Raw genomic sequence first — 25,235 nt, 5'->3', positions numbered from 1 at the left:
CCGCCAGAACTATCCGGATTTATCGGCGTACTGGCTGTCGATGCGGGTGAGTACGGCCGCCATCATGCGCTCGATATCGCCGCGTATCATGGTCGTGCCCAGCATGCCGGGCACATAGAAGCCCGGCATCAGCCGGCTGGAAAAGACGATGCGCGTGCCGCCCGTCTCGGGCACGGGATACAGATTCCAGCGTGATTCGTAATGCCGCATGTCGCCCGAGATCAGGGCGATGTCGATGGCCGTCAACGGCGTTTCCGTGGCCCGCACCACCAGGTGAATGGGGTGGTTCATGAACAGGAAGCGCGCCATGCCCTGCTGCTCGATGATGACTTCATTGCCGTTGCGCGACAGCACGCGGCAGGAACTGAGGTCGGGCACGAATTCGCTCATGCGCTCGTAGGTGGTCAGGGTCTTCCAGACGGACGCCGGCGGCGCCTGCACGCTGCCGCTGGCATCGACTTCATACATGCGCTGCCCGTCGACCTCGATGCGCTTGACGTCGACCTTCAGCTTGTCCAGGCGTGGCGCCTGCGCCAGCGCGGTCGCGGGGACGGCGCACAGCATCAGCAGGCAGAGGAAGAGTCGCGTCATGCCACCTAGCCTACGGGAAACTCGCGCCCGGCACAAGCTGTACCCATCGCCAGCCGGTGCGACCGGCAATTTAGAACTCCCGGTCTAGAGAAAGTCGCTGCGGCGAGCGGCAATGCTTGTTACCGTACGGCCTGCAACCAACTTACCGGACCGATCACCATGACTGCCTATCCCCATCTGCTGGCCCCGCTCGACCTGGGTTTTACCTCTTTGCGCAACCGCGTCATCATGGGGTCCATGCACACGGGCCTGGAAGATCGTTTTTATCATTATGGCAAGCTTGCCGCGTTTTACCGCGAACGGGCGCGCGGCGGCGTGGGGCTGATCGTCACGGGCGGCATCTCGCCGAACCGGCAAGGCTGGCTGCTGCCGTTCGGCGGCACCTTGAATTTCCTCGGCGACGTGCCCAACCACCGCAAGGTGACGCGCGCCGTGCACGAGGAGGGCGGCAAGATCGTCATGCAGATCCTGCATGCGGGCCGCTATGGCTATCAGCCGTTCGTCGTCTCGGCGTCGGCCAAGAAATCGCCGATTTCGCCGTTTCGCCCCCGTCCCCTGACGGAACGGGGCATAGAGCGCACCATCTGCGACTACGTGCGCTGCGCGCGCCTGGCGCAAAAGGCCGGCTATGACGGCATCGAAGTGATGGGCAGTGAAGGCTATCTGCTGAACCAGTTCCTGTGCGCGCGCACGAACCTGCGCCAGGACCGCTGGGGCGGCACGATCGGGAACCGCATGCGCCTGCCCGTGGACATCGTGCGCCGCATCCGCGCCGCCGTCGGCCCCAATTTCATTATCATGTACCGCCATTCCCTGCTCGACCTGGTCGAGGGCGGCAATACCTGGGACGACGTGGTGACGGTGGCCAAGGCCCTGGAGCAGGCGGGCGTGACGATTCTCAATACGGGCTTTGGCTGGCATGAGGCGAGGGTGCCCACCATCGTCACCTCGGTGCCGCGCGCCGCCTTCGCTTCCGTGGCGGGCCGGCTGCGCCGTGAAGTCACCATTCCCGTGGTGGCGTCGAACCGCATCAACATGCCGCACGAAGCCAACGCCATCCTGGAGCGGGGCGACTGCGACCTGGTGTCGATGGCACGCCCTTTCCTGGCCGACCCTGATTTTGTTGCCAAGGCGGCAGCGGGCCGCGCGGACGAGATCAACACCTGCATCGGCTGCAACCAGGCATGCCTGGACCACACCTTTGCCAACAAGCGCGCCAGCTGCCTGGTCAACCCGCGCGCCTGCCATGAAACGGAACTCGTGTATGCGAAAAAGGCCGTGCCGCGCCGCGTGGCCGTCGTCGGCGCCGGGCCTGCCGGCCTGTCCGCCGCCACCGTGGCCGCCGAATGCGGGCACGAGGTGACCCTGTTCGACAGTAGCGACAGCGTGGGCGGCCAGTTCAAGGTGGCCATGCAAATTCCCGGCAAGGAAGAATTTACGGAAACCATCCGTTATTTTGCCCGCCGCATCGCCTTGTCGAATATCAAGCTGCGCCTGGGCCAGCGCGTCACGCGCGAGCAGTTGCTGGCCGGCGGCTACGACGACGTCATCGTCGCCACCGGCATCAAGGTGCGCCTGCCGGCCATTCCCGGCATCGACCATCCGACGGTGCTGTCCTACCTGGACGTGCTGCAAGCCAGGAAGCCCGTGGGCGCGCGCGTGGCCATCATCGGCGCGGGCGGCATCGGCTTCGACGTGGGCGAGTATTTGCTGCACGACCCGGCGCACCCGCTGCCCCAGCCCGTGGCGACGTGGGCGGGCGAGTGGGGCGTGGACTTGAACGCGGCGACGGGCGGCGGCCTGGTGCCACCCGCCGCACCGCATCCCGTGCGGCAGATTTTCTTGTTGCAGCGCAAGACGTCGAAAGTGGGCGCGGGCCTGGGTAAGACCTCGGGCTGGGTGCACCGCGCGGCGCTGGCGAGAAATGGCGTGGCCATGCTGGCCGGCGTCACCTACGACAGGATCGACGGGCAGGGCTTGCACATCACCGTGGGCGGCGAGCAGCGTCTGCTGGCGGTGGACAACATCGTCATTTGCGCGGGCCAGGACAGCTTGACGGAACTCATGCCGCCCGTCGGCAAGGATGGCAAGCCGCTTGCGTCGGGCGGCCCCCGCTTCCATAAAATCGGTGGCGCCGCGCTGGCGGCGGAGCTCGACGCCAAGCGGGCGATACGGGAAGGGGCGGAGCTGGCCGCGAGTTTATAAAAAGAAAGCCTGCCGGCTGGGTAGCGGGCAGGCTTGCTGGATGGAAAGGGTACCGGCTTAATGCCCGCCATGCCCCTTCTTCGCCGCATCAAAACTCTGCAGCACGTGCTCGGCCATGCCGTTCGCCAGTTCGTGTTCGCCGATGAACACCTTGCCCGCGTTTTCCGCGCGCAACAATTCCGCCTCTTCCTCACTGTGCGTGCGCACCACCGTCATGATGTTCGGGTTCAGCGCGCGCGCCGTTTCGATCATGGCGCGCACGTGGAAGGTGTCCGGCGTGGCGATGACGAGCATGGTGGCGTGCGTGATGTGCGCCTGGATCAGCACGGCCGGTTCGCCCGCATTGCCGGCCACGGCAGGGATGCCCTGCTTGCGCAGCTGGTCGACGATCTCGCGGTTTTCCTCGGCCACGACAAAGTGGATGCCCCGCTCCATCAGGGCGGCGGCGATGCGCCGGCCCACGCGGCCATAGCCGACGAGCACGATCTGGCCCGACAGCTTTTCCTGCGGCACCGTCATCGGCAGCTCGGCCAGCGGGTCCGTCGTGCGTTCGAACTTGCGGGCGAAGTCGCTGTTGCCGATCACGCGCAGCAGCGGCTTGGCCATGCTGAACACCAGCGGGTTGAGGGCAATCGACAGGATGGCGCCGGCCAGGATCAGGCTTTGGCCTTCCTGCGGCATCAGGCCCAGGGACAGGCCCAGGGCGGCCAGGATGAACGAGAATTCGCCGATCTGCGCCAGGCTGGCCGAGACGATGATGGCCGTTTTCGGCGGATAGCGCAGCACCATCACGAGCAAGAAGGCGGCAATCGACTTGCCGAAGATGATGATGGCGCACACGGCCAGCACCTGCAGCGGCTTGTCGATGAGGATGGTCGGCTCGAACAGCATGCCGACGGAGACGAAGAACAGCACGGCGAACGCGTCGCGCAAGGGCAAGGACTCTTCCGCGGCGCGGTGACTGAGTTCGGATTCGCGCAGCACCATGCCGGCGAAGAAGGCGCCCAGCGCGAACGACACGCCGAACAGCTTGGTCGAAGCGTAGGCGATGCCGACGGCGGCGGCGATCACGCACAGGGTGAACAGTTCGCGCGAACCGGTGCGCGCCACTTGCCACAGTATCCACGGGAACAGCTTGCGGCCGACGACCAGCATGAAGACGATGAAACCGGCCACTTGCCCTAGAGTAATGGCCAGGGTTTGCCACAGGCTGGCCGCCTCGGCGCCCGGCGCGACCTTGCCGCCCAGCACACCGGCGAACGCCGGCAGCAGCACCAGCACCAATACGGTGACGAGGTCTTCCACCACCAGCCAGCCGACGGCGATGCGGCCATTGAGCGAGTCGAGGATGCCCCGTTCTTCCAGCGCGCGCAGCAGCACCACGGTACTGGCCACGGACAGGGCCAGGCCAAACACCAGTCCGCCGCCGAGGCTCCAGCCCCACCAGTGGGCCAGGCCCATGCCCATCGCCGTGGCGACGCCGATCTGCAGGATGGCGCCGGGCAGCGCGATCTTGCGCACGTCCCACAAATCTTCGATGGAAAAGTGCAGGCCGACACCGAACATCATCAGCATCACCCCGATTTCCGCCAATTGCCCGGCTATTTCCGCATCCGCCACAAAACCGGGCGTGGCCGGTCCGATGATGATGCCGGCGGCCAGATAGCCGACCAGGGCCGGCAGTTTCAGGCGCGCGGCGATGAAGCCGAAGATGAGGCCGAACCCGAGGGCGGCGGCGATGGTGGTGATCAGGCTGATGTCATGGGGCATGCGTGTGGGGTTCCTTATGGGGACGTGCGGATGGAAAAGATGTTGCTCAGCGACCAAGTATAAACGCATCAAAGGCCCTGCCGGAAAATTTCCTGCGGCTTTATTGCAAAAAACCTGTGCTATATCTTCGTCCAGCTGGAAGCGAACGCCCGCCTATCCGTCACGAACATCGCCTAATTCAGGAATCAGGCGATGTTACACCCATGCGCTCAGAGCTTGCGCACGACCACGCAGCCGATGGAATAGCCGGCGCCGAACGAGCAGATGACCCCGGTGCTGCCGGCGGCCATGTCATCTTGATATTTATGGAAGGCAATGATGGAGCCGGCCGACGAGGTGTTGGCGTAGGTGTCGAGGATCACGGGCGCTTCGTTGGCTTGCGCGTCGCGGCCCAGGATCAGGCGCGCGATCAGCAGGTTCATGTTCAGGTTGGCCTGGTGCAGCCAGTAGCGGCTCACTTGCGCCACTTCCACGCCGGCCTTGGCCAGGGTCGCCTTGATCATTTCGGCCGCCATCGGGCACACTTCCTTGAAGACCTTGCGCCCTTGCTGGCGGAACAATTTGTCGGCCTTGCCCACGCCGGACTCGTCAAAACGGTTGAGGAAGCCGAAATTGTTGCGGATGGCGTTAGAAAAGCGCGTTTTCAGTTCCGTGCCGATGATCTCGAACTGGTGGCTGGAAACGGCCGTATCTTTCGCTTCGACGATGATGGCCGTACAGGCGTCGCCGAAAATGAAGTGGCTGTCGCGGTCGCGCCAGTTCAGGTGGCCGCTGGTGATTTCGGGATTCAAGACCAGCACGGCGCGCGCCTGGCCGCTTTGCACGGCGGCCACCGCTTGCTGGATGCCGAAGGTGGCGGACGAGCACGCCACGTTCATGTCAAAACCATAACCATCGATGCCGAGCGCATCCTGCACTTCCACGGCCATGGCCGGGTAGGCGCGCTGCATGTTGCTGCAGGCCACCAGCACCATGTCGATGTCGGCCGGCGTGCGGCCCGCGCGCGCCAGGGCGTCTTTGGCGGCGGCGACGGCCATTTCCGCCTGCAGCGACAATTCGTCATCGCCCCGTTCCGCAATGCGCGACACCATGCGCGCCGGGTCGAGGATGCCTTCCTTTTCCATCACGAAGCGCGACTTGATGCCGGACGCCTTTTCGATGAAGGCCACGCTCGACAGCTCCAGCGCCGTCACTTCGCCCGCGGCGATCGCGCCAGCGTTGTCGGCATTGAACTTTTCCGCGTAGGCATTGAAGCAGGCGACCAGCTCTTCGTTGGAGATCGAAAATGGCGGCGTGTACAGTCCGGTACCGCTGATGACGACTTGTTTCATGGTTAAACTTTCAAATTTGGCAATCGACGTGGCGCCGATAAGTGAAGCAAATTTTACACAAACGGGCTCGACTGTAGAGAGTTTCGTGTTGCGGGGCAGGGGGATGTGTGGCGGAAGATTGATTTTTGTCGCGTGGACGGCTTACCGGGGGGCATGGCGCCCCCCGCGCTACTGCTTACTTCTGCTGTTCTTTCTTGACGTCGGCCTGCACCACCACCGGTTCGGCCTTGGCCAGCTGGACTGGTAAACCCTTCAGGTGGTTCAGTGCCTGGTGCAATTGGAAATCGTCCTGGCTGCCGAATTCCAGCGGTTTGCGGGTCTTTTCCAGGGCGATGATGCGCAATTGCTCTTCCATTTCGTCGTTGACGGGCGCGGCCTTGGCGCTTTCCTTGTCGCGGTCGTTGCTCAGATGCTTGGTCAGGTCCGCTTCGCGGATGCGCAAGCCGTTCAAGCCGTCGCCGTCCGCATTCTCATCGACCAGCAAGTCGGGCACGATGCCCTTGGCCTGGATCGAGCGGCCGTTCGGCGTGTAGTAGCGGGCCGTCGTCAGCTTGACGGCCGTGTCGGCAGTCAGCTGGCGGATGGTTTGCACGGAACCCTTGCCGAAGGTTTGCGTTCCGATGATGGTGGCGCGCTTGTAATCCTGCAGGGCGCCGGCGACGATTTCGGACGCCGAGGCCGAACCTGTGTTGACGAGCACCACCAGCGGCACTTTCTTGATGGCGGCCGGCAATTTTGCCAGTGCGTCGCCTTCCGAGCGGAACGTATAGTATTCGGCGCGGCCATAAAACACCTGTTTCGAGTCCGGCAACTGGCCATTCGTCGAGACGATGGCCGCATCTTTCGGCAGAAAGGCGGCCGAGACGCCGATGGCACCCTGCAGCACGCCGCCCGGATCGTTGCGCAGATCCAGCACCATGCCCTTGATGTTCGGGTCTTGCTTGTAGAGCGCCGTGATCTGCGCGGCCATGTCGTCGACGGTCGGTTCCTGGAATTGCGACACGCGCAGCCAGGCGTAGCCGGGCTCGACCATTTTCGCCTTCACGCTCTTTTGATGGATTTCCTCGCGCGTGATGGTGAAGGCCAGCGGCTGCGGTTCATCCTTGCGGGCAATGGTCAGCGACACCTTGGTGCCCGGTTCGCCGCGCATGCGCTTGACGTTGTCGTCCAGGCTGACGCCCTTCACGGGCTGGCCGTCCAGACGGGTAATCAGGTCGCCGGCCTTGATGCCGGCGCGGTAGGCGGGCGAATCCTCGATGGGCGAGACGATCCTGATGTAGCCGTCTTCGCTCAGGCCGATTTCGATGCCCAGGCCGACGAACTTGCCTTCCGAGCCTTCGCGCAGCTCGGCGTAGGCTTTCTTGTCGAGGTAGGCGGAATGGGGGTCGAGCGAGGCGACCATGCCGGCAATGGCGTCTTCCAGCAGTTTTTTGTCTTCCACCGGCTCGACGTAATCGGACTTGATCAGGCCAAACACGTCGGCCAGCTGGCGCAGTTCTTCCAGCGGCAGGGGCGGCTCGACGGTCTTTTGCGCCATCGCCGAAAATTGCAGCGACACGGCGACGCCGGCCACCACGCCCAGGCCGATCAAGCCGGTATTTTTGAGTTTGCCCATCATTGCACCTTTGCAGCTAGCGTGTCTTGCACAAGCGCCAGTCCCCGTGGAGCGGCGCTTTGTTGAAAGTATAGACCTGAATCTCTGCCGGCGTGGGCCGGCCGTGGAAAAAGCGTGCCTGGGCTCAGTCTACGCGCGAAAACGGGGCTGCCAGCTTGCCATATGTTGCGGTTTTGTATGCGATGTATGGTTAGTCTTGAGGGGAGTAAGCATTTGTAAGAGTCGAAAAAAAGCGTGTGCCGCGGCCCTATAGTGGACTCGCATTCTCGACCCGAAGTGGTTTTGCCTGCGTCCGCGGACGCAGGCTTTTTTTTATCCGCGGGTTCAAGCTCATTTAGACTGGCACTTCTTCCTTTCCAGCAGATAAAAAAATGTTAACTGATTTGCAGGCACGTGCCGCGCTCACAGCGCTGATTGAAAAGTATCTGCAGGGGCGGGATCCTGATGCCGGCCTGCTGATCGACATCGTTCAGGATCCGTCACGGCAAGTGCCGATTCGGGGTGTGCTCGACGATATCGGACAGTTCAATCACACGCAGTTCACGCAACAGGAGCTGGCGCTGATCGACGACCTGCTGTATCTGTATGGATAAACGCGTGAACACAGCTTGAGCCTTGCCGAACTGAGCGGCGATTCCCGGGGCAGTCCGGGGCAATATTGGCCAAAGGGCATGGTCGCGTGCTACATTCCTGCAGCGCCTGGCGCGGCGGGCTATCCGCCCGCAGCTATCTGCCCGGTCTCTTTGACATGCCCCATAAGGACAATCCGTGAATCGCTATCTCTTGAGCAGTCTGACCCTGACCCTGTTGGCTGCGTTTGCCCATGCCGCCGAACCCGCATCCGCCGTGGCCGCACCGACGGTGGCGCCCAGTGTCGCACCTTCCGCGTCTGCCGCCACCGGTGTCGTTTCCGGCATCGACGTGCAGTACATCGATCCCGCCGTGCGCGTGCAGGACGACTTCTTTACCCATTTGAACGGCAAGTGGCTGGCCACGGCCGAGATTCCGGCTGATAAGTCGAGCTGGGGTTCGTTCGCCAAGCTGCGCGATGACACCACGCCGCAATTGCGCGGCATCATCGAAGCCACGCAACAGGACAAGCACAAGAAGGCCGGTTCCGAAGCGCAAAAGATTGCCGACCTGTACGCCAGCTACATGGATGAAGCCAAGCTCGATGCGCTGGGCACGAAGCCGCTGGCCGGAGAACTGAACCGCATCCGCTCGCTGCGCGACAAGAAGGGCGTGCCCGCCCTGATCGCCCACCTGAGCCAGACGGGCGTATCGACCCCGTACGCCGTTTACGTGGGCCAGGATGCGCGCGCCTCGACGAAATACGCGGCATATGTGAGCCAAAGCGGCCTGGGCATGCCTGACCGCGACTACTACCTGGAAGCCAAGCAGGCTGGTGTGAAAGAAAAGTACCAGGCGCACGTGGAAAAGATGCTGGCAATGGCCGGCGACAAGAACGCCGCCGCGCGCGCCAAGGCTGTCGTGGCACTGGAAACGGCCCTGGCTGAAGTGCAATGGACCAAGGTCGAGAACCGCGACCCCGTGAAACGCTACAACAAGACCGACATCACCAAGCTGAACGAGCTGACCCCCGGTTACGACCTGAAATCCGGCCTGGCCGCCCTGGGCATCGCCAACAAGGTTGATTACGTCATCGTCAACCAGCCGAGCTACCTGGCCGGCTACGACAAGGTGCTGGCGTCCGCCGACCTGGACACCCTGAAAGCGTATTTTGAATGGCAGTTGCTGCGCAGCTATGCCAGCTACCTGTCGAAAAACTTCGTCGACGAAAGCTTTGCCTTCTACGGCACGGTACTCAGCGGCGTGAAGGAAAACCAGCCGCGCTGGAAGCGTGGCGTGGGCGCCGTCGAAGGCGTGCTGGGCGAAGCCGTCGGCAAACTGTACGTGGCGCAATATTTCCCGGCTGAGCGCAAGGCGCACATGCAGGAACTGGTGAAAAACGTGCTGGCCGCCTACAAGGACAGCATCGACACGCTGGACTGGATGAGCCCGGAAACCAAGAAGGAAGCGCAAGCCAAGCTGGCCAAGTTCACGCCGAAGATCGCGTATCCGAACAAATGGCGCGATTACACGAAGTTGCAAATCGTCCAGGGCGACCTGGTGGGCAACATAATGCGCGCGGCCAATTTCGCTTCCGCGCGCCAGGTGGCCAAGCTCGGTAAACCGATCGACCGCGAAGAGTGGGGTATGACGCCGCAAACGGTGAACGCCTATTACAGCTCGACGATGAATGAAATCGTCTTCCCCGCGTCCATCCTGCAGCCGCCGTTTTTTGATGCCAACGCGGACGACGCCGTCAACTATGGCGCCATCGGCGCCGTCATCGGCCATGAAATCAGCCACGGTTTCGACGACAAGGGCAGCCAGTCCGATGGCGACGGCAACCTGCGCGACTGGTGGACCCCGGCCGACCGCAAGAACTTCGCGGCCAAGGCCGACGCGCTGACCAAGCAATACGACGGCTACAGCCCATTGCCTGGCTACCACGTCAACGGAGCCCTGACCCTGGGCGAGAACATCGCCGACAACTCGGGCGTGGCGATCGCTTATAAAGCCTATAAAATCTCGCTGGGCGGCAAGCCGGCGCCCGTGCTGGACGGCCTCACGGGCGACCAGCGCTTCTACATGGGCTTTGGCCAGGTGTGGCGCAGCAAGATGCGCGAAGCGCAGCAGATCGTGCAGATCAAGACCGACCCCCATTCGCCGGGCCAGTACCGCGCCAATGGCACTATGGTCAACCAGCCTGGCTTCTATGAAGCGTTTGGCGTGAAACCGGGCGACAAGATGTATGTTGCCCCGGAAAACCGCGTGATCATCTGGTAATCACGTGCATGTCGTCGTAGAAAACGTACTACTGTAACAACAGAAAAGACCACCTCGCGTGGTCTTTTTTGCATTCTGGCCAAAGTTCTTTCTGTCGTTTCGGCCGGTATGCTACAGTCAAAAACCGGGCCAGAAGCCTTGGGCCTTCTGACCCTTATATTTCACACAATACAATATAGAGGACAACCGTGAATCGTTATTTGTTAAGTGCATTGACCCTGAGTTTGCTGGCCGGCGTGTCCGGCATGGCTGGCGCCGCTGATAGCGCCAAGAAGGCCGCTCCCGCCACGGCCGTCGCGGCCGCTGCACTGACCTCCGGCATCGCCGTCGAATACGTCGACCCTGCCGTGCGCGCGCAGGACGACCTGTTCCAGCACCTGAATGGCAAATGGCTGGCGGAAACCGTGATTCCTGCCGACAAGTCGAGCTGGGGCAGCTTTGCCAAGCTGGCCGATGATACGCAAACGCAGCTGCGCGGCATCGTCGAAGGCGCTGCCGCCGACAAGGCCCGTGCGGCCGGTTCGAATGCCCAGAAAATCGGTGATTTTTATAACAGCTTCATGGATGAAGCCAAGCTGGAAAGCCTGGGCCTGACGCCCTTGAACGCGGAGCTGGCGAAGATCGCCGCGCTGCAGGACAAGGCGGAGTTGCCTGCCGTGATCGCCCACTTCAGCAAGCTGGGCGTGACCTCGCCGTACGACTTCGGCATCCACCAGGACGCCAAGGATTCCACCAAATACGTGGCCGACATCGTGCAAAGCGGCCTGGGCCTGCCTGACCGCGACTATTACCTGGAAGCAGGCAAGGCCGACACGCGCGCCAAATACCTGGCCCACGTGGAAAAAATGCTCAGCCTGGCCGGCGACGCGAACGCAGCCGCGAATGCGAAAGCCATTGTGGCCCTGGAAACGGAACTGGCCAAGGCGCAATGGAGCAATGTGCAGAACCGCGATCCCGTCAAAACCTACAACAAGGTGGAACTGGCGAAACTGGCGGAAGTGGCGCCAGGCTACGACTGGGCCCGCTATCTGAAGGACACGGGCATCGCCGGCAAGGTCAATTATGTGATCGTCAGCCAGCCCAGCTACCTGAAAGGCTTTGCCGAGATCGCCAACAAGACGCCGCTGGAAACGTGGAAAGCGTACTTCCAGTGGCACTTGCTGCACGCCAACGCCGGCTACCTGCCGAAAGCGTATGTCGATGAAAACTTTGCGTTCTATGGCACCACCCTGACGGGCGTGACGGAAATGCGTCCGCGCTGGAAGCGTGGCGTGGGTGCCGTCGAAGGCGCGCTGGGCGAAGCCGTCGGTCAATTGTACGTGGAGCAATACTTCCCGGCCGAGCGCAAGGTGCGCATGGAAGCGCTGGTGAAAAACCTGATGACGGCCTACCAGCAAAGCATCGACAAGCTCGACTGGATGAGCCCTGTCACCAAGAAACAGGCGCAAATCAAGCTGGCCAAGTTCACCACCAAGATCGGCTATCCGAACAAATGGCGCGATTACTCGGGCCTGACGGTGGCGCCCGACGATTTGATCGGCAACATCCAGCGTTCGCACTTGCTGAACTACAACCGTGAATTGAACAAGCTGGGCCAGCCTATCGACCGCGACGAGTGGGGCATGACGCCGCAGACCGTGAACGCCTATTACAATCCGGAACTGAACGAAATCGTCTTCCCGGCCGCCATTTTGCAGGCACCGTTCTTTGACGCCAATGCGGATGACGCCGTCAACTACGGCGCCATCGGCGGCGTGATCGGCCATGAAATCAGCCACGGCTTCGACGACCAGGGCGCCCAGTACGACGGCGACGGCAATCTGCGCGACTGGTGGACCAAGGCCGACCATAAGAACTTCGCCAAGAAGACCAAGCAACTGGTGGCGCAGTACAACAGCTTCAGCCCCGTCAAGGGCCACTTCGTCAACGGCGAACTGACCCTGGGCGAAAACATCGCCGACAATTCCGGCGTGGCGATCGCGTACAAAGCGTACAAGTTGTCGCTCAATGGCAAGAAAGCGCCCGTCATCGACGGTTTCACGGGCGAACAGCGTTTCTATGCGGGCTTTGCCCAGGTATGGCGCATGAAGATGCGCGAAGCCCAGCAACTGGTCTTGCTGAAAACGGACCCGCACTCGCCAGGCCAGTTCCGCGCCAACGGCACCATGCGCAACCAGCCAGGCTTCTATCAAGCCTTCGATGTGAAGCCGGGCGACAAGATGTATCTGCCACCGAAAGACCGCGTCATCATGTGGTAAGACGGCTGTTCCAGGCATCAGTTGCCAGCCGCACCGCGCAAGCAGTGCGGTTTTTTTACGTCGTGTGATCTGGCGCAAACTGCGGGCGAAAAAAAACCGCCCCAACGGGCGGTTCCTCGATACTGGTGCTGCGCTGCTTACTTGGCAGGCTCGGCTGCTGGTGCGGCGGCGCCGTCAGCGGCTGCGGCCGGTGCCGGCACTTCCGGTTCCTTGAACTTGCCGCCCGACGCGTTGGCGATATAGACGACGGCGCGCGCCACTTCCACATCGTCGAGGTCGGGATTGCCGCCCTTGGCTGGCATCGCGCGCAAGCCTTCGATCGCGTGTTTCAGAACCGTATCGTAGCCCTGGGCCAGGCGGGCCGACCAGCTGCCCGCATCGCCAAATTTCGGTGCACCGGCCACGCCGGCGCCATGGCACGCCACGCAGGTCGCCGTGTACACGGCTTCGCCGCTTTGCAGCACTTTCGGACCGCTGGCATCCTTGAAGGTAAAGCCGGCATTGGCCACGGGGCTCAGGCGCTCGGCAATGGCTTCCGGCGACTGGCTGTCCGTCCCGGCGCCCGTCAGTTTTTGCGCCGTGACGAACTGCACCAGCAGGATGATGCCGATGACGGTGACGAGGAAGAAGCCAGCTACGGCGGCAAGCAATTGTTTAGGCGTTTTGATCGCTGATTGTTGTTCGTTATGTGCGTCGCTCATGATGTCCTTAGTCCAGATTTGAAACTGATGGCCGTGTAAGGTAGCATTTTTACATGCTTGTATGTAAACCTTTATGAAACCCACAATTATAGGCACAAAAATTGAGCAGTGACATGCAATTGCCGACGATACGACAGTTTCCGTAGACGTAGGTAAAGAAAAACGGTATCCTTCGCATCACTTCAGAAATTCCCCCTACGCGGCTGTAGCTCAGTGGATAGAGTATTGGCCTCCGAAGCCAAGGGTCGTGGGTTCGATCCCCGCCAGCCGCACCAGTTTCCTCTATACAAATCAGGTATTTCTTCGTTTCATTCGTTTGCGATGTAATGCCAATTAGTCACTTCATTGTTAGCAGTTCGAGACCTCTGGCAGCTAGCTAAACTGGATTGCTATATCCTTCGCAAACAGTACTGATCTGATACACTGACCAGCCGCGTCGTAACATATTGGCGCGCCCTGTGCATTGTCAATCTTGGCCAAGGTCTGCAGCTAAACTGGCAAGGAGATGCTCGAACGTTTTTTAAGTGAATTGATGTCTAATCTAGCCGAAGCAATATCCTCCCTGCCGTCGTTAGCCACCGAATATATCGGCAATAAGCGTGCTTTACTCGATTTTGTGGCGGGGACTATCGTGGACGAGAGCGGTAGTGGCAAGAAGGAGATTTTGGACCTCTTTTCGGGTACGGGCGTGGTTTCGGCCGCATTCAAGACCTTAGGTTACGCCGTCACCGCTAATGATCACCTTTCCACATGCTTTAATCTTACATCCGCGGTTCTATTGAACCATGCCGAGCCGAGCTTCGCGGGTCTCTCTGCGTCGCTTGTCGGCAGGATTTCGGCCGTGAGCCCCTATGAAGCAATTCTTGATCATCTCAATAATTTACCCTTGACACCAGGGGGGTTCGCCCATAAGAATTTTTCCCCTGCATCTGCAATCGAAATCGAGACTGAGCGTCGTTATTTTACAGAGATTAATGCCCAAAAAATTGACGTAGTTCGTGATCAAATCGCGTCCTGGAGACCAGTGCTCACAGATGCAGAACATGCTTTACTGATTAGTGACCTTGTCCGTGCGGTCAGCGCAGTTAGCAACGTCGCTGGTACTTTTGGATGCTACCTAAAGCAGTGGAAGGTGAGGGCTTTAAATCCCTTGGTTCTGAGGCCGAGCGGGTTTGTTGATGGTCGTCGTAACGGCCATGCGGTATTATCGATGGAGGCCCATGACGCCGTTCCGCAAGCAAAGGCACGAATCATTTATGCGGATCCTCCTTACACGAAACGACAATACGCAGCCTATTATCACGTTTTAGAAACCATTGTTCGCAATGATAAGCCGGTTTTAATAGGTTCTACCGGCCTCCGTAACTGGGAAACCCATGCCTCTGATTTCTGCTATAAGCGCCGTGCTATCGGTGCATTAGACGCTATCTTGAGCGTTATGAAGTGTGAGCATTTCTTCTTAAGCTACAATGAAGACGGCCAAATGGAGCACGATCAGATTCTCGACGTATTAGGAGGGTATGGTCGCGTGAGCTTCCGTGAAATGTCACTTCGTCGATACAAGAGCAGTGCACTCCCTCATAAAGGGCCGAATGTGGCCGAGCGTATCTACCATCTTGCCGTGAGCTAGGAAAAGTCAATGCTAAAGCTTGTGAGCGCCATACTATGGCGAAAGTGTAACAAGGCTACCTTCGATTCACTAAATGATTTATCTGCTGGGCAGTACGATATTCGACTCACTAGACGTGATTATGAAAATTTCTTTCTTGGTGTGGAAAAGGTGGAGGTTACCGAGCTCGGTGGTTATTCTTTGAAAGTAGAACTTGAACCGTTTACAGGCCCATCGCCAGTTGAGCTAACCTCACTCAAGGTAAGGTTTATGGGCGAATTATCCGGACGAAAAGATTGGAATATTCCCTCGCAACGCAAGGGCACAGCGTACCCTTTGTGGCGCCCGGGGCGAGGGGTTAGCACAGTGTTCAAAGCTGATGCAAATGAGTTCATGTTGGTAATTCGCGACGCGAATGGGAAATTCCACGCGCGATGGATTCATCATGCCGATTTTAATGCGCTCCCACAGGATATTCAAAATATCCTCAATAAGAGCGAAGTGGGATGGGAGAAATTAAATTGAGCGTAACCGTTGCTGATATTATCGATGCACTTCGTCGCCACAAGAACGTCCTCCTATACGGTCCCCCTGGAACCGGGAAATCGCATTTAATGAACGAAGTTGCTCGTCGATTTAATGTTGAGAGCGATGGGGATACAGTCAATCAGGGCATTTTTGTCGATACTGACGCGGAGCAGGCTCCCTTGGTAGTAGGTCCTGCTACTAGGATCCCCAGTCGATGGGTCACGTTCCATCAGGGCTATTCTTACGAGGATTTTGTCCTGGGTCTCAGACCTCACGCCGCTCCAGGCGGTGGTTTTTCTCTATTGCCGCGTCCGGGTGTTTTATTGGAGCTTGCTGCTGAGGCCCAACAGGGGGCTGGTCTTTTACTTATCGATGAGATAAATCGAGGGAATACTTCGCGTATTTTTGGGGAATTTATCACGTTGATGGAGCCGAGTAAACGATTGGATGCTGCAGGCCAAGAGACGCTGGAAACTATTACCCTAACGTTGCCGTATTTGGCCCCGGGTGAGAGTGTCAAAATTCAAATCATGAGCGGCGAGGAGCGTGAACTTCATCGAAATTTCGCTATGCCTGAAGGGGTTTATACCTTGGCAAGCATGAACTCCGTGGATAAATCCATTGCACCGATTGATACCGCATTGCGCCGGAGATTCCACACAATTAATCTATTTCCATCGATTCATGATCTTCGTTCAGCGGTTGGCTTAGCGACTGACGACAATGCCCCGCTTGAACCAATCGGAAGCATCAAAACGAACGAAGGCGTCGCCCGTCTGGCGGTTCGCGTGATGGAAAAGCTCAACCGTGGCATCGGGCTTCATCTGGGCCAGGATTTCATGTTGGGGCAATGGTACCTGCAATCGGTACAAGCAAACCTGGACAACGCGAATCCCGACGCGCTGGTCGAGACTTGGCTATTTCGAATTCTTCCGCAGCTTATCGAACTATTTCATGGGCGTACAGAGGTTTTTATTGCACTCCTAGACCTTGATTCCAGTATTACAGGCTCTGGTGTTCAAGTCCATGAACCTAACGCTGATGAATCTGAGGCCGGGGCGATAGCATACTTGGCGTCCGCTGAGTCTGCGCCGAAAGTGGCGGAGGTCCTGAAATTTCTACAACGGTTCGCTGGCGCTCCTGAAACAGAAAGCACTACCCCATGAGTTCCTTGAGTTGGAGGCTATTATCGTGAAACAGGTAGACCGCCTTCTTCTCGAAAACGGCGACTGGCAACCGTTGCACTGCGGCTTTTCCGCAAATCACGGGGATCCGGAGAAATTGCAAGCTTTATTAGAAGCTTTAGGGAAGAAATTCCGCAAACAGTTGGGATTGCGTGCTGACCCGTTCGTATTTCGAAATGGAATAGGCGGCACGATTGAAATTCGCTCTTCAGGCATTGCAGGGACTGTGAGCGCAGGCGGCTTGGTGTTTGATATCGCCCCCAAATTCACGCCACTCGGGAACGGTTTACAAGACTGGACCGCAAGTATGTTACTGCTCATGCAGTACGCCAGAAAACGTGATTTGGCCCTTAACCGGGCTCAACATTTAGCTGTTGAACGCCATAGTTTCGTCGATTTGCTTGCCATGGCTTTTTCGGACGCGACTGAAGCCGGACTGGCTGATCAAGCAATTCAGACCTATCGGGCAAGTCCCCAGTGTTTGCCTGTTTTACGTGGGCGCCTTAACCTGTCCCGACAGATGAAATCCGTCTTTTCGAGACCCCATTTGCTCGAATGTGACGTTGACGAACTCGATTCTGACAATGGATATAACGGACTGCTCAAATGGGCCGCGTTAGCGTTCGCTGCGGCTGTCAGAGCGCCTGCCCTTCGACGCAGGGTGGCTGACCTGGCGGTGAGAATTCCGGGGAAGCCTAGCCGAAGAATAGCATTGCAAGGGGGTCGTATACAGCCGCCGCCTCAGTTTCGGGTCTGGACGGAAGCGCTCGAAATTTCAGCGCTCTTGTCATCCGGCTTGTCGCACTCCACTGGCCGTGGAATTGCCCAGGGTTATTCGTTCGTGTTCAATATGGAACGTCTGTTCGAGCACTTTGTCGAACTTATACTTGCACGCGCAGTGTTAAAGTTGGCTCAGCGAGGTTATAGCGCCCAAACTCAAGTCTCCAAGGCCTACGCCGAGCCCGAGCCGGGAACAAGAATACGGTTTTTTTCCCGTCCGGATAATCTAATGTTGAGGGATGGGGCGCCTGTGGTGGTCGTTGATGCAAAGTACAAGCGTCTGTCAGACGCGGAGGGGATGCGAAATCGGAAACCGGTTAACGCGGATGTTTACGAGTTGGTAGCGGCAATGACTGCTCACAATTGTCGTTGTGGATTACTTGTATACCCCCGAGTACTTGGTGATTCTATCCTCAACGATCATGAGCTTCATACGTGGACCATCAGCTCGTTCGGTACGACGCTACGAATTGGGGCGCTAGCGTTGGACTTGAGCGAGTTGCGCGTTCACGCAGATTTAGAAAAGATTGATAGGACTCTGGCTAGGGCGCTTGAGTCGCTATTAGCCCTCTAGTTTTAAGAATGAATAGTGAAATGATTTCTCTACAAGAAGCAGTCGGTAATTTAGTAGTCTACTACGCAAAGCAGGTGATGGAACTGGACGTCGTAGAGCCTCCAGACCTACATGAACTGGCAATTGCACGAGCAATGGACACTGCGTTGTCCAGAGTTTTTCACAAACTTGGTTTGCCGGCCAACCGTTCAGCGACACAACAGTCTTCGCAAGTGTCGACGCAGTTTGACGAAGCGCTCGGACGTTTGATCGGTGGTGCTGACCAAATCGCGGCGCATCTCGGCACTGCGTTTGAAACAATTCGAGGAACCCGCCTGGTGATCGATAGCGATAGAAATATTGCTATAGAGACATCTCCGGAACGTAGAGGGAAGGGTATTTATTTCACCCCGGTCGCGCTGGCTGAAGCGGTTGTCAAGCAAACATTGTTGAAGGTTTTGAAAAACGTTCGCACAGTAGAAGACCTTGCGGATATTTCAGTCATTGATCCTGCTGTGGGATGTGGTGCGTTTTTGTTAGCCGCTGTGCGAATTGGATCTGAAATTTTGTGTGTTCGTAAGGATTTCAACAAAATGTCGCGTCCAGAAATTCGTGCGGCGATTGCGTCACATTGTATTTTTGGAGTGGATATAGACCCACTAGCAATTGCTACAACGCGAGCGTTGCTGCGTGCAGAAGTTGGGCTTCCTGAATGGGATGGGCACGAGCTTGATCGCCACCTTCGCGTTGCCGATTCCATTAGCGTACCTTTGTCGGACTTCCATACCTGGTTCCCTCAGGTCTTCCCTGCTGGATTCACTGCCGTGATTACCAACCCGCCTTGGAGCAAACTCCGGCCACTGCGTCATGAGTTCTTTGAGCATATGGATGCTCGAGTTCGACTTTATCAAGGTACTGAACTCGGCCGCTATTTGGATTCTCATCTTACCGAACTTGTGAGCGGGGAATGGGCTGAGCACGCTGAGAGAACACTCAAATTGTCGCGTACACTCCGTGATTCTACAGAGTACTCGCTGAATCGTGATGGTGCCGGCGACGCAGACCTTTACAAATATTTTACAGAACGTTCTTTAGCGTTATTGTCGGACCAAGGAATCGCGGCGCTCTTACTACCATCGGGTGTCCTACGTGCCCAAGGCTCAGCAGCCTTACGAGGTCTATTTCGCACCCAGGGTACTGTCACGCAACTTATCGAATATATAAATCGAAAAAAACTGTTTGATATCCATTCGATGTACCGTTTTTGTACCGTCCTGTTCGAAAAGGGAAAAGCAGGCGGAATTGACGCAGCGAGTTTTGGTAGAGAGGTTGTTGAAGGTAACGGAGCGGCCCCAGTAGAACTAAGTCTGGATTTTCTCGAATTAGTCGGTGGCACTGATTTGTTAGTTCCAGAGGTTCGCTCGGTTCGAGAGCGTGACATGATAAAACGAATCTATCAAAGATATCCCGTGGTTGCTCAACCGACTAGCGGATGGGATTTCGGCTTCAGGAGAGAAGTTGATATGACTAACGACTCCGACGCCTTCATTCCTGTGGAGGCGGCGCGGAAGAACGGTTATTCACTTCAAGAGGACGGCCGCTGGTTGTCAAGTCGATCCATCGTTGCGCTGTTACCGGTATATGAAGGACGCATGGTTCATCAGTTCGACAGTGTGGCGAAAATTCACGTTTCGGGACAGGGGCGATCAGCGACCTGGAGGGTGCCAACAATATCCGAGCGTCATGTTCGGCCACACTACCTCATACCTGAAGATTACCTGGTTAACCGCGGATGGACGCCAACAGTTCGAGTCGGGTACTGTGAGATTAGCGGGCACGCGAATGAACGTACTCTCTTGGCTGCGTTATTGCCGAAAAATTGTGTTTGTGGAAATAAAGTTCCAGTACTTAAGCTTAACTCTGGTGGTCCTGACGGCGAGTTATTGTGGCTTGCACTGGCCAATTCTCTGGTAGTCGATTGGCTAATGCGTCGTTTCGTCTCGACGACGGTGAACCATTTCTATTGGCAAAATATGCCGTTGCCAACTCGAGGTGCGAATCCTACTGAGGAAGCTCTGCTTGTCGAGGCCGCGCGGATGCTGTCATTCCCTTCAGACGGGGCAAAAGACACGGCAGTCTGGTTAGGGCGGCGGGCGCTTATTCGCGCGGCAATTGATGTTATTGTAATGAAGCTTTACGGTGTAAATGAGTTAGATTTGGTAGTTATTCTCGACGATTTTGAAAAATTAAAGGTAGCGCATACTAGGGGTGGCTCCGACGGGATATCTCTAGCTGATTTATTGTCAAAAGCAAACAGCGTCTTGGCAGAGGGTAAGCTGGAGTTGACTAATCTAGAAGCGTCATTTGGCTCCGCAGCGAGATTTGCCGCTGCCTACACGCCTCGTGACCAAGCAAAGCATTTGTAGAAAATTGGCAACCCTTATTTCGCAGCATACCGATATTCCTTAATACTGAACTGGATTTCTGGGAAGAATGTGGAAAAAAGCGATGAATTTTTTCCATTGTCACCGCTAGTTGTCTGACGTTGCTCATTGGCATATTCTGTAAAATCAAGGAGTTGCCGCTTGAACGAGGCCAACTGACAATTTTTAGGTTGGCCTCCTAAGCCAAGGGTCGAGGGTTCGATCCCCGCCAGCCGCACCAGACAAATCAAGACTCCCGTTTTATCCAGCCAGCATTGCCATGCGGCTGCATGATGTATCCCCATTAGTACTTCAGCAAGCCTGACAAGGTCTGTATCGCTGCTTGCCGGCCTGTCAGGGATGCCACTTCTTTGTGCGCCATCCTCCCGAAAACGCCCCTGACGCCCCTGCCGTTGTCGCATTACAACCTCCAAAGTCACCCAGCCGCCGATATCGAAATTGATATCGAAACAGTGGAAAAATTGATTGGAGAGATTATCGTCCAGCCCCTAAGATAAACGCCGAGCATGCGCACGACATGCAAGCGACATAAAAAATATCAATACAATATCTGGAGATTCATGATGCGCCACGCCACCGGCCCGCTCGCGGCTACTTTCCCTCGTCCATTCACCTTGAAGGCAGCCGTTGCGGCATTGGCCGGTATCGGCTTGCTGAGCTCGGCTTCGGTGTGGGCGCAGGAGGCGGTGGCGGCCGATGCCAGTGCCGAGCCTGCCGCGGAAGTGTCGGTCGTGACCGTCAGCGGCGTGCGCCGTTCGGCGCAGAACTCGCAGCAGATCAAGATGCGCTCGGACCAGGTCATCGATTCCATCGTCGCCGACGACATCGGCAAATTCCCCGACAACAACGTGGCCGAGACCCTGGCGCGCATTGCCGGTATCCAGATCCGCCGCGATTCGGGCGAGGCGAGCGCCGTCATGATCCGCGGCTTGCGCGATGTCACGACCCTGCTCAACGGCCGTGAACTGTTCACCACCACGGGCCGTTACGTCAACCTGGCCGACATTCCCGCCACCATGCTGCAGCGCGTCGACGTGTACAAGTCGCAGGGCGCGGACCAGGTCGAAGGCGGCGTGGCCGGCATCATCGACGTGCGCACGAACCGTCCGTTCGACTTCAAGGAGTTCACGGCCAGCGTCAACACGCGCGCCGTCTACAGCGACAAATCGAAAGCCACGGACCCGAACATCAGCGGCATGGTGGCGAATCGCTGGAAGACGGGCATCGGCGAAGTGGGTGCGCTGCTGGGCTTGTCGCAGCAGCAACAGCGTTACCATGAGGAACGTGCTTTCAGCACGGCGCCCGTGGATAAAAGTTTCCTGTCGCCCGGTTTGACGGGGCCGGACCAGGTGGGCTTGCTGCCGATCAAGGGCGACCGCCGCCGCACCACCGCCAATGCCGTGCTGCAATGGCGTCCGAACGCCGACGTCGAACTGTACGCGGAAGGCATGGCCACGCGCTTCCTGCTCGATGCCGAGTCCGATTACTTCGTTGGCTTGCCATGGTGGGGCACGCCCGTGTCGGCAACCAAGATTCCCGGCAGCAACCAGCTGCAAACGCTCACTTCCACCAACGTCAACACCATCATGTCGACGCAGGCGAACAAGAACCAGACGAAGACGCACCAGTTCGCCGTGGGCGGCTTGTGGGAAATCAACCCGGAATGGCGTTTCACGTCGGAAGTGGCCAGCACCAAAAGCACCTATGCCTGGCGCAATCCGATTCTCGACGCCATCACCGTCGTGCCGAACGCCACCATCAATACCAACCAGAACGGCACCCTGCACGTCGATTACACGGGCATCGATCTGAAAGACCCGTCGAACTATTATCTGAAGGGCTTCTTCGACCGCTACGGCGAAGACAAGGGCAGTTCGAACGACCTGCGCGCCGACCTGGCGTACACGCCGAGCGCAGGCGGCTTCTTCAAGGAAATCAGCGTCGGCTTGCGCGGCGTCAAGCGCGAAGCCGAATCGATCAAGAGTTTTGAAGGCAATGCGGAGGCCCCGGACGTGTCCGGCGCCGCGTTTCCGTTCAGCCGCCAGAGCGTGACGTCGATTCCGGGCCTTAATTGCCTGTCGGAACCGATGTCCGGCGGCGGCCCCGATTATGGCTTGAAGCAATGGTACACGCCGTGCGCCAGCTTCCTGCTCAATAACACGGGCACGATCCGCCAGGCCGTCACGGGCAGCAGCGCGGCGCGCGCCATGGATCCGGGCTCGTTCTTCAAGGATACGGAAAAGACGTATTCGATCTATACCAAGGCGAAGATCGCCTTCAAGCTGGGCGCCTACCCCGTCGATGGCACCGTGGGCGTGCGCGTGGTGCGCACGGAGCAAAGCCTGCAAGGCAATACCTCCGAGGATGGCGTGTACACCTCCGTCGTCAGCGACACGGCCAGCACCGACGTGCTGCCGAGCGTGGCCCTGAAAATCAAGCTGCGCTCGGACCTGGTCGGCCGCTTCGCCGCGGGCCGCACCATCAGCCGCCCCGGTTTTTCCCAGCTGAACCCGGGCGTGGCCCTCGTCAACTCGACGGAAACGGTGAAGGCGACGGGCGCGGGCGGTAATCCGAATTTGAAACCGGTGACGGGCGACAATGTCGATGCCGCGCTGGAATGGTATTTCGCGCCGGCCGGTTCCGTGACGGCCACCGTGTTCCACCACAAGTTCGACGGTTATATCCAGCAGCGCATTGCCAGCGAAACCATCGGCGGCAAGACGTACGATGTGGACCGCCCGTACAACACGGCTGCCGGCAAGCTGCAGGGCCTGGAAATCGGCTACCAGCAGTTTTATGACGGCTTGCCCGGCATCCTGAGCGGGCTGGGCTTGCAAGCGAATGGCACCTACATGAGCGGCACCACCGACGACGAGACGGGCAGCCATGCCATCACGGGCGTGTCGCGCTACGCCTACAACCTGGTGCTGCTGTACGAAAAAGACGCGTGGTCGGGCCGCCTGGCCTACAACTGGCGCTCGAAATTCATCGACAGCTACAACCAGGGCGGCCCCGGCCTGGACTTGAAAGTGGCGCCGACGGCCCAGCTCGACGGTTCGCTGTCGTACAAGATCAACGAGCAGTTCACCGTGACCCTCGATGGGAATAACTTGCTCGACACCAAGTTCAAGGATTACTGGAACAACCCGGGCATCTATGCGCGCGATACGCGCCGCTATGACCGCACGGTCGGCCTGTCTTTACGCTGGAAAATGTAAGTTGGTCACACAGTAAAAAATCAAGGGCGTTGCCATGGTTTCGGCCGGCAGCGCCCCTGTCAGTTGGGCAGTCACGCACGATTCATCATCAAAAGAATGGACGGAGAGCATGGAGACGCAAAAATTATCCACCGTTGAAAAGGTCGGCTTCGGCGCCGGCGACATGGCGCTGAATGTCGTCATTTCGTCGATGATGCTGATCATCACCTTTTTCTATACCGATATCTATGGCTTGAAAACCACGGATCTTGCCCTGTTGTTCGTGGCCGTAAAAGTCATCGGCGCCATCGCCGACCTGGTCATGGGCCAGATCACCGACCGCTACAGCTTTGCCTCGGGCCGCTACCGCCCGTATCTGCTGTGGCTGGCCGTGCCGTATGGCGTCAGCGTCTTCTTCGTCTTCAGCACGCCAGAGTGGCAGTATGACGCCAAGCTGATCTGGGCATATTCGACGTATATCTTGATGACCATCATGACGGCGGGTGTCGGCATCCCGTATATTTCTCTGATCAGCGGCCTCACCAGCGACCCGCAGGACCGCCTGTCGGCCAACGGCTACCGCCTGTTCTTCGCCAAGATCGGCGCCTTCATGGTGACCATCGTCGTGCCGGTGCTGTCGCAGCGCTGGGGCGGCGGCAACCCGGCCGTCGGCTACCAGGCGGCCATGGCCGTGATGGCCGTGATGGGCGTGGCCCTGTTCCTGTTCTGCTATTTCTCCACCAGCGAGCGCGTCGTGCACGTGGTGGAAAAGCAATCGTTGCTGGCGCAGTTGAAAGTGCTGCTGCGGAACGACCAGTGGCTGGTGCTGTGCGGCGTGTGCGTCACGGGCACCATCGGCTACGTGGTGCGCGGCTCCGTTGCCATCTATTACGCGAAATACTATCTGGGCGGCAGCACGGAAACCGTGGCCGCCTTTTTGACCACGGGCGTGGTGGCCGCCATCCTGGCCATGATCGCCTCGACCTGGATCACCAAGTTTTATTGCAAGGTCAAACTGTTCCGCTACACGCAGATCGGCGTCGCGCTGATCAGCCTGGCCATCTATTTCTTCGTGAAGCCGAGCGACACCGTGCTGGCCTTTGCCCTGTATTTCCTGCTGTCCTTCGTGGTGGACTTGCACGCGCCCGTGTTCTGGTCGGCCATCGCCGAAACCATTGATTATGGTCAAGTCAAGACGGGCAAGCGCGTCTCCGGCTTCGCCTTTGGCGGCATTTCCGTGTGCCAGAAGGCGGGCATGGCGGTGGCAGGCGGCCTGGTGGGCGTGCTGCTCACGTATTTCGACTACCAGCCCAACCATGAGCAAACGCAATTCGCCCTGAACGGCATCGCCCTGATGCTGTCGGTCATCCCCGGTTTCTTCCACCTGCTGATGGGCTTGCTGATGTTCAAGTACCGCATCAGCGATGACTATTACCGCGGCGTCAAAGTGGAAATGCACAAGCGTGGCTTTGTGGCTGCATGAGGACACCTGAGCTAACCTACTGCGCGTCGGTATAGGCGGCCTGCGATGCTCACCGTACTAGAGTACGGTTGCGCTTCTTAGCCACCTCTTCCTTCTGCTCGCTACGGTTTTCTCAGGTGTTGTAAGGCAAACT

Annotated in this window: 17 protein-coding genes and 1 tRNA gene; 12 read left to right on the top strand and 6 right to left on the bottom strand. The window is 58.3% G+C overall.

Translation table 11 applies throughout. The features are described from left to right. Nucleotides 1-9 precede the first annotated feature (9 nt). Nucleotides 10-591 (bottom strand): SRPBCC family protein, encoded by a 582-nt coding sequence (locus AC07X6_RS10560; RefSeq protein WP_230540189.1) that lies wholly within the window; start codon nucleotides 589-591, stop codon nucleotides 10-12. Between the two features lie 159 nt (nucleotides 592-750). Here AC07X6_RS10560 and AC07X6_RS10555 point away from each other — a divergent pair, with 159 nt between their 5' ends. Next, a complete protein-coding gene (locus AC07X6_RS10555; RefSeq protein WP_494790926.1) occupies nucleotides 751-2,796 on the top strand; it encodes an oxidoreductase in 2,046 nt (681 codons plus the stop codon). Between the two features lie 57 nt (nucleotides 2,797-2,853). Here AC07X6_RS10555 and AC07X6_RS10550 read toward each other — a convergent pair whose 3' ends face one another. From AC07X6_RS10550 to AC07X6_RS10540, 3 genes are all read right to left on the bottom strand, one after another. Then, complete coding sequence (locus AC07X6_RS10550) at nucleotides 2,854-4,566, bottom strand: cation:proton antiporter domain-containing protein (protein WP_230540191.1); 1,713 nt, start codon at nucleotides 4,564-4,566, stop codon at nucleotides 2,854-2,856. Between the two features lie 209 nt (nucleotides 4,567-4,775). After that, nucleotides 4,776-5,897, bottom strand: a complete 1,122-nt coding sequence (locus AC07X6_RS10545; RefSeq protein ID WP_494790925.1) for a beta-ketoacyl-ACP synthase III — start codon at nucleotides 5,895-5,897, stop codon at nucleotides 4,776-4,778. Between the two features lie 175 nt (nucleotides 5,898-6,072). Then, nucleotides 6,073-7,515 (bottom strand): S41 family peptidase, encoded by a 1,443-nt coding sequence (locus tag AC07X6_RS10540; RefSeq protein ID WP_230540193.1) that lies wholly within the window; start codon nucleotides 7,513-7,515, stop codon nucleotides 6,073-6,075. A gap of 368 nt (nucleotides 7,516-7,883) precedes the next feature. On the opposite strand from AC07X6_RS10540, the gene AC07X6_RS10535 reads away from it, so the two are divergent. The 3 genes from AC07X6_RS10535 (at nucleotide 7,884) to AC07X6_RS10525 (ending at nucleotide 12,623) form a co-directional block, all read left to right on the top strand. Next, entirely contained in the window at nucleotides 7,884-8,105 is a 222-nt protein-coding gene (locus tag AC07X6_RS10535; RefSeq protein ID WP_077398527.1) for a hypothetical protein, read from the top strand. A 175-nt stretch (nucleotides 8,106-8,280) separates the two neighbouring features. Continuing rightward, complete coding sequence (locus tag AC07X6_RS10530; protein ID WP_494790924.1) at nucleotides 8,281-10,365, top strand: M13 family metallopeptidase; 2,085 nt, start codon at nucleotides 8,281-8,283, stop codon at nucleotides 10,363-10,365. A gap of 188 nt (nucleotides 10,366-10,553) precedes the next feature. Beyond that, nucleotides 10,554-12,623 (top strand): M13 family metallopeptidase, encoded by a 2,070-nt coding sequence (locus AC07X6_RS10525; RefSeq protein ID WP_494790923.1) that lies wholly within the window; start codon nucleotides 10,554-10,556, stop codon nucleotides 12,621-12,623. Nucleotides 12,624-12,760: 137 nt separating this feature from the next. On the opposite strand, the gene AC07X6_RS10520 is transcribed toward AC07X6_RS10525, so the two are convergent. Further along, entirely contained in the window at nucleotides 12,761-13,324 is a 564-nt protein-coding gene (locus tag AC07X6_RS10520; protein ID WP_152251614.1) for a c-type cytochrome, read from the bottom strand. A 199-nt stretch (nucleotides 13,325-13,523) separates the two neighbouring features. On the opposite strand from AC07X6_RS10520, the gene AC07X6_RS10515 reads away from it, so the two are divergent. From AC07X6_RS10515 to AC07X6_RS10490, 6 genes are all read left to right on the top strand, one after another. Continuing rightward, nucleotides 13,524-13,599, top strand: a tRNA-Arg gene (locus AC07X6_RS10515). A 230-nt stretch (nucleotides 13,600-13,829) separates the two neighbouring features. Further along, nucleotides 13,830-14,954 (top strand): DNA adenine methylase, encoded by a 1,125-nt coding sequence (locus AC07X6_RS10510; protein ID WP_494790922.1) that lies wholly within the window; start codon nucleotides 13,830-13,832, stop codon nucleotides 14,952-14,954. A gap of 9 nt (nucleotides 14,955-14,963) precedes the next feature. Then, nucleotides 14,964-15,458 carry a hypothetical protein gene (locus tag AC07X6_RS10505; protein ID WP_494790921.1) on the top strand — a complete coding sequence of 165 codons (495 nt, stop codon included), beginning with the start codon at nucleotides 14,964-14,966 and terminating at the stop codon, nucleotides 15,456-15,458. Beyond that, a complete protein-coding gene (locus tag AC07X6_RS10500) occupies nucleotides 15,440-16,627 on the top strand; it encodes an McrB family protein (protein WP_494790920.1) in 1,188 nt (395 codons plus the stop codon). Before AC07X6_RS10505 ends, AC07X6_RS10500 begins: the two co-directional genes overlap by 19 nt. Nucleotides 16,628-16,637: 10 nt before the next feature. Then, nucleotides 16,638-17,999, top strand: coding sequence for an McrC family protein (locus tag AC07X6_RS10495; protein WP_494790919.1), 1,362 nt, complete (start codon nucleotides 16,638-16,640; stop codon nucleotides 17,997-17,999). A gap of 20 nt (nucleotides 18,000-18,019) precedes the next feature. Next, nucleotides 18,020-20,404 (top strand): Eco57I restriction-modification methylase domain-containing protein, encoded by a 2,385-nt coding sequence (locus tag AC07X6_RS10490; protein WP_494790918.1) that lies wholly within the window; start codon nucleotides 18,020-18,022, stop codon nucleotides 20,402-20,404. A gap of 14 nt (nucleotides 20,405-20,418) precedes the next feature. Here AC07X6_RS10490 and AC07X6_RS10485 read toward each other — a convergent pair whose 3' ends face one another. Then, nucleotides 20,419-20,823 carry a hypothetical protein gene (locus AC07X6_RS10485; RefSeq protein ID WP_494790917.1) on the bottom strand — a complete coding sequence of 135 codons (405 nt, stop codon included), beginning with the start codon at nucleotides 20,821-20,823 and terminating at the stop codon, nucleotides 20,419-20,421. Between the two features lie 159 nt (nucleotides 20,824-20,982). Here AC07X6_RS10485 and AC07X6_RS10480 point away from each other — a divergent pair, with 159 nt between their 5' ends. Next, on the top strand, nucleotides 20,983-23,640 hold the full coding sequence (locus AC07X6_RS10480; protein ID WP_494790916.1) for a TonB-dependent receptor: 2,658 nt from the start codon (nucleotides 20,983-20,985) through the stop codon (nucleotides 23,638-23,640). Nucleotides 23,641-23,749: 109 nt separating this feature from the next. Next, complete coding sequence (locus tag AC07X6_RS10475; protein WP_494790915.1) at nucleotides 23,750-25,102, top strand: MFS transporter; 1,353 nt, start codon at nucleotides 23,750-23,752, stop codon at nucleotides 25,100-25,102. The last annotated feature ends 133 nt before the right edge of the window (nucleotides 25,103-25,235 follow it).

Source organism: Janthinobacterium sp. GW460-12-1-14-LB5 (assembly GCF_059423585.1).
This window is presented reverse-complemented; position numbering and strand designations above follow the sequence as displayed.

Excerpts from the sequence above, each read along its gene's own strand:
- AC07X6_RS10540 (WP_230540193.1), bottom strand. The coding sequence starts at position 7,515 with ATGATGGGCAAACTCAAAAATACCGGCTTGATCGGCCTGGGCGTGGTG.
- AC07X6_RS10505 (WP_494790921.1), top strand. The coding sequence starts at position 14,964 with ATGCTAAAGCTTGTGAGCGCCATACTATGGCGAAAGTGTAACAAGGCT.
- AC07X6_RS10485 (WP_494790917.1), bottom strand. The coding sequence starts at position 20,823 with ATGCGACAACGGCAGGGGCGTCAGGGGCGTTTTCGGGAGGATGGCGCA.
- AC07X6_RS10545 (WP_494790925.1), bottom strand. The coding sequence starts at position 5,897 with ATGAAACAAGTCGTCATCAGCGGTACCGGACTGTACACGCCGCCATTT.
- AC07X6_RS10535 (WP_077398527.1), top strand. The coding sequence starts at position 7,884 with ATGTTAACTGATTTGCAGGCACGTGCCGCGCTCACAGCGCTGATTGAA.
- AC07X6_RS10490 (WP_494790918.1), top strand. The coding sequence starts at position 18,020 with ATGATTTCTCTACAAGAAGCAGTCGGTAATTTAGTAGTCTACTACGCA.
- AC07X6_RS10500 (WP_494790920.1), top strand. The coding sequence starts at position 15,440 with ATGGGAGAAATTAAATTGAGCGTAACCGTTGCTGATATTATCGATGCA.
- AC07X6_RS10475 (WP_494790915.1), top strand. The coding sequence starts at position 23,750 with ATGGAGACGCAAAAATTATCCACCGTTGAAAAGGTCGGCTTCGGCGCC.
- AC07X6_RS10555 (WP_494790926.1), top strand. The coding sequence starts at position 751 with ATGACTGCCTATCCCCATCTGCTGGCCCCGCTCGACCTGGGTTTTACC.
- AC07X6_RS10550 (WP_230540191.1), bottom strand. The coding sequence starts at position 4,566 with ATGCCCCATGACATCAGCCTGATCACCACCATCGCCGCCGCCCTCGGG.
- AC07X6_RS10480 (WP_494790916.1), top strand. The coding sequence starts at position 20,983 with ATGATGCGCCACGCCACCGGCCCGCTCGCGGCTACTTTCCCTCGTCCA.
- AC07X6_RS10520 (WP_152251614.1), bottom strand. The coding sequence starts at position 13,324 with ATGAGCGACGCACATAACGAACAACAATCAGCGATCAAAACGCCTAAA.
- AC07X6_RS10510 (WP_494790922.1), top strand. The coding sequence starts at position 13,830 with ATGCTCGAACGTTTTTTAAGTGAATTGATGTCTAATCTAGCCGAAGCA.
- AC07X6_RS10560 (WP_230540189.1), bottom strand. The coding sequence starts at position 591 with ATGACGCGACTCTTCCTCTGCCTGCTGATGCTGTGCGCCGTCCCCGCG.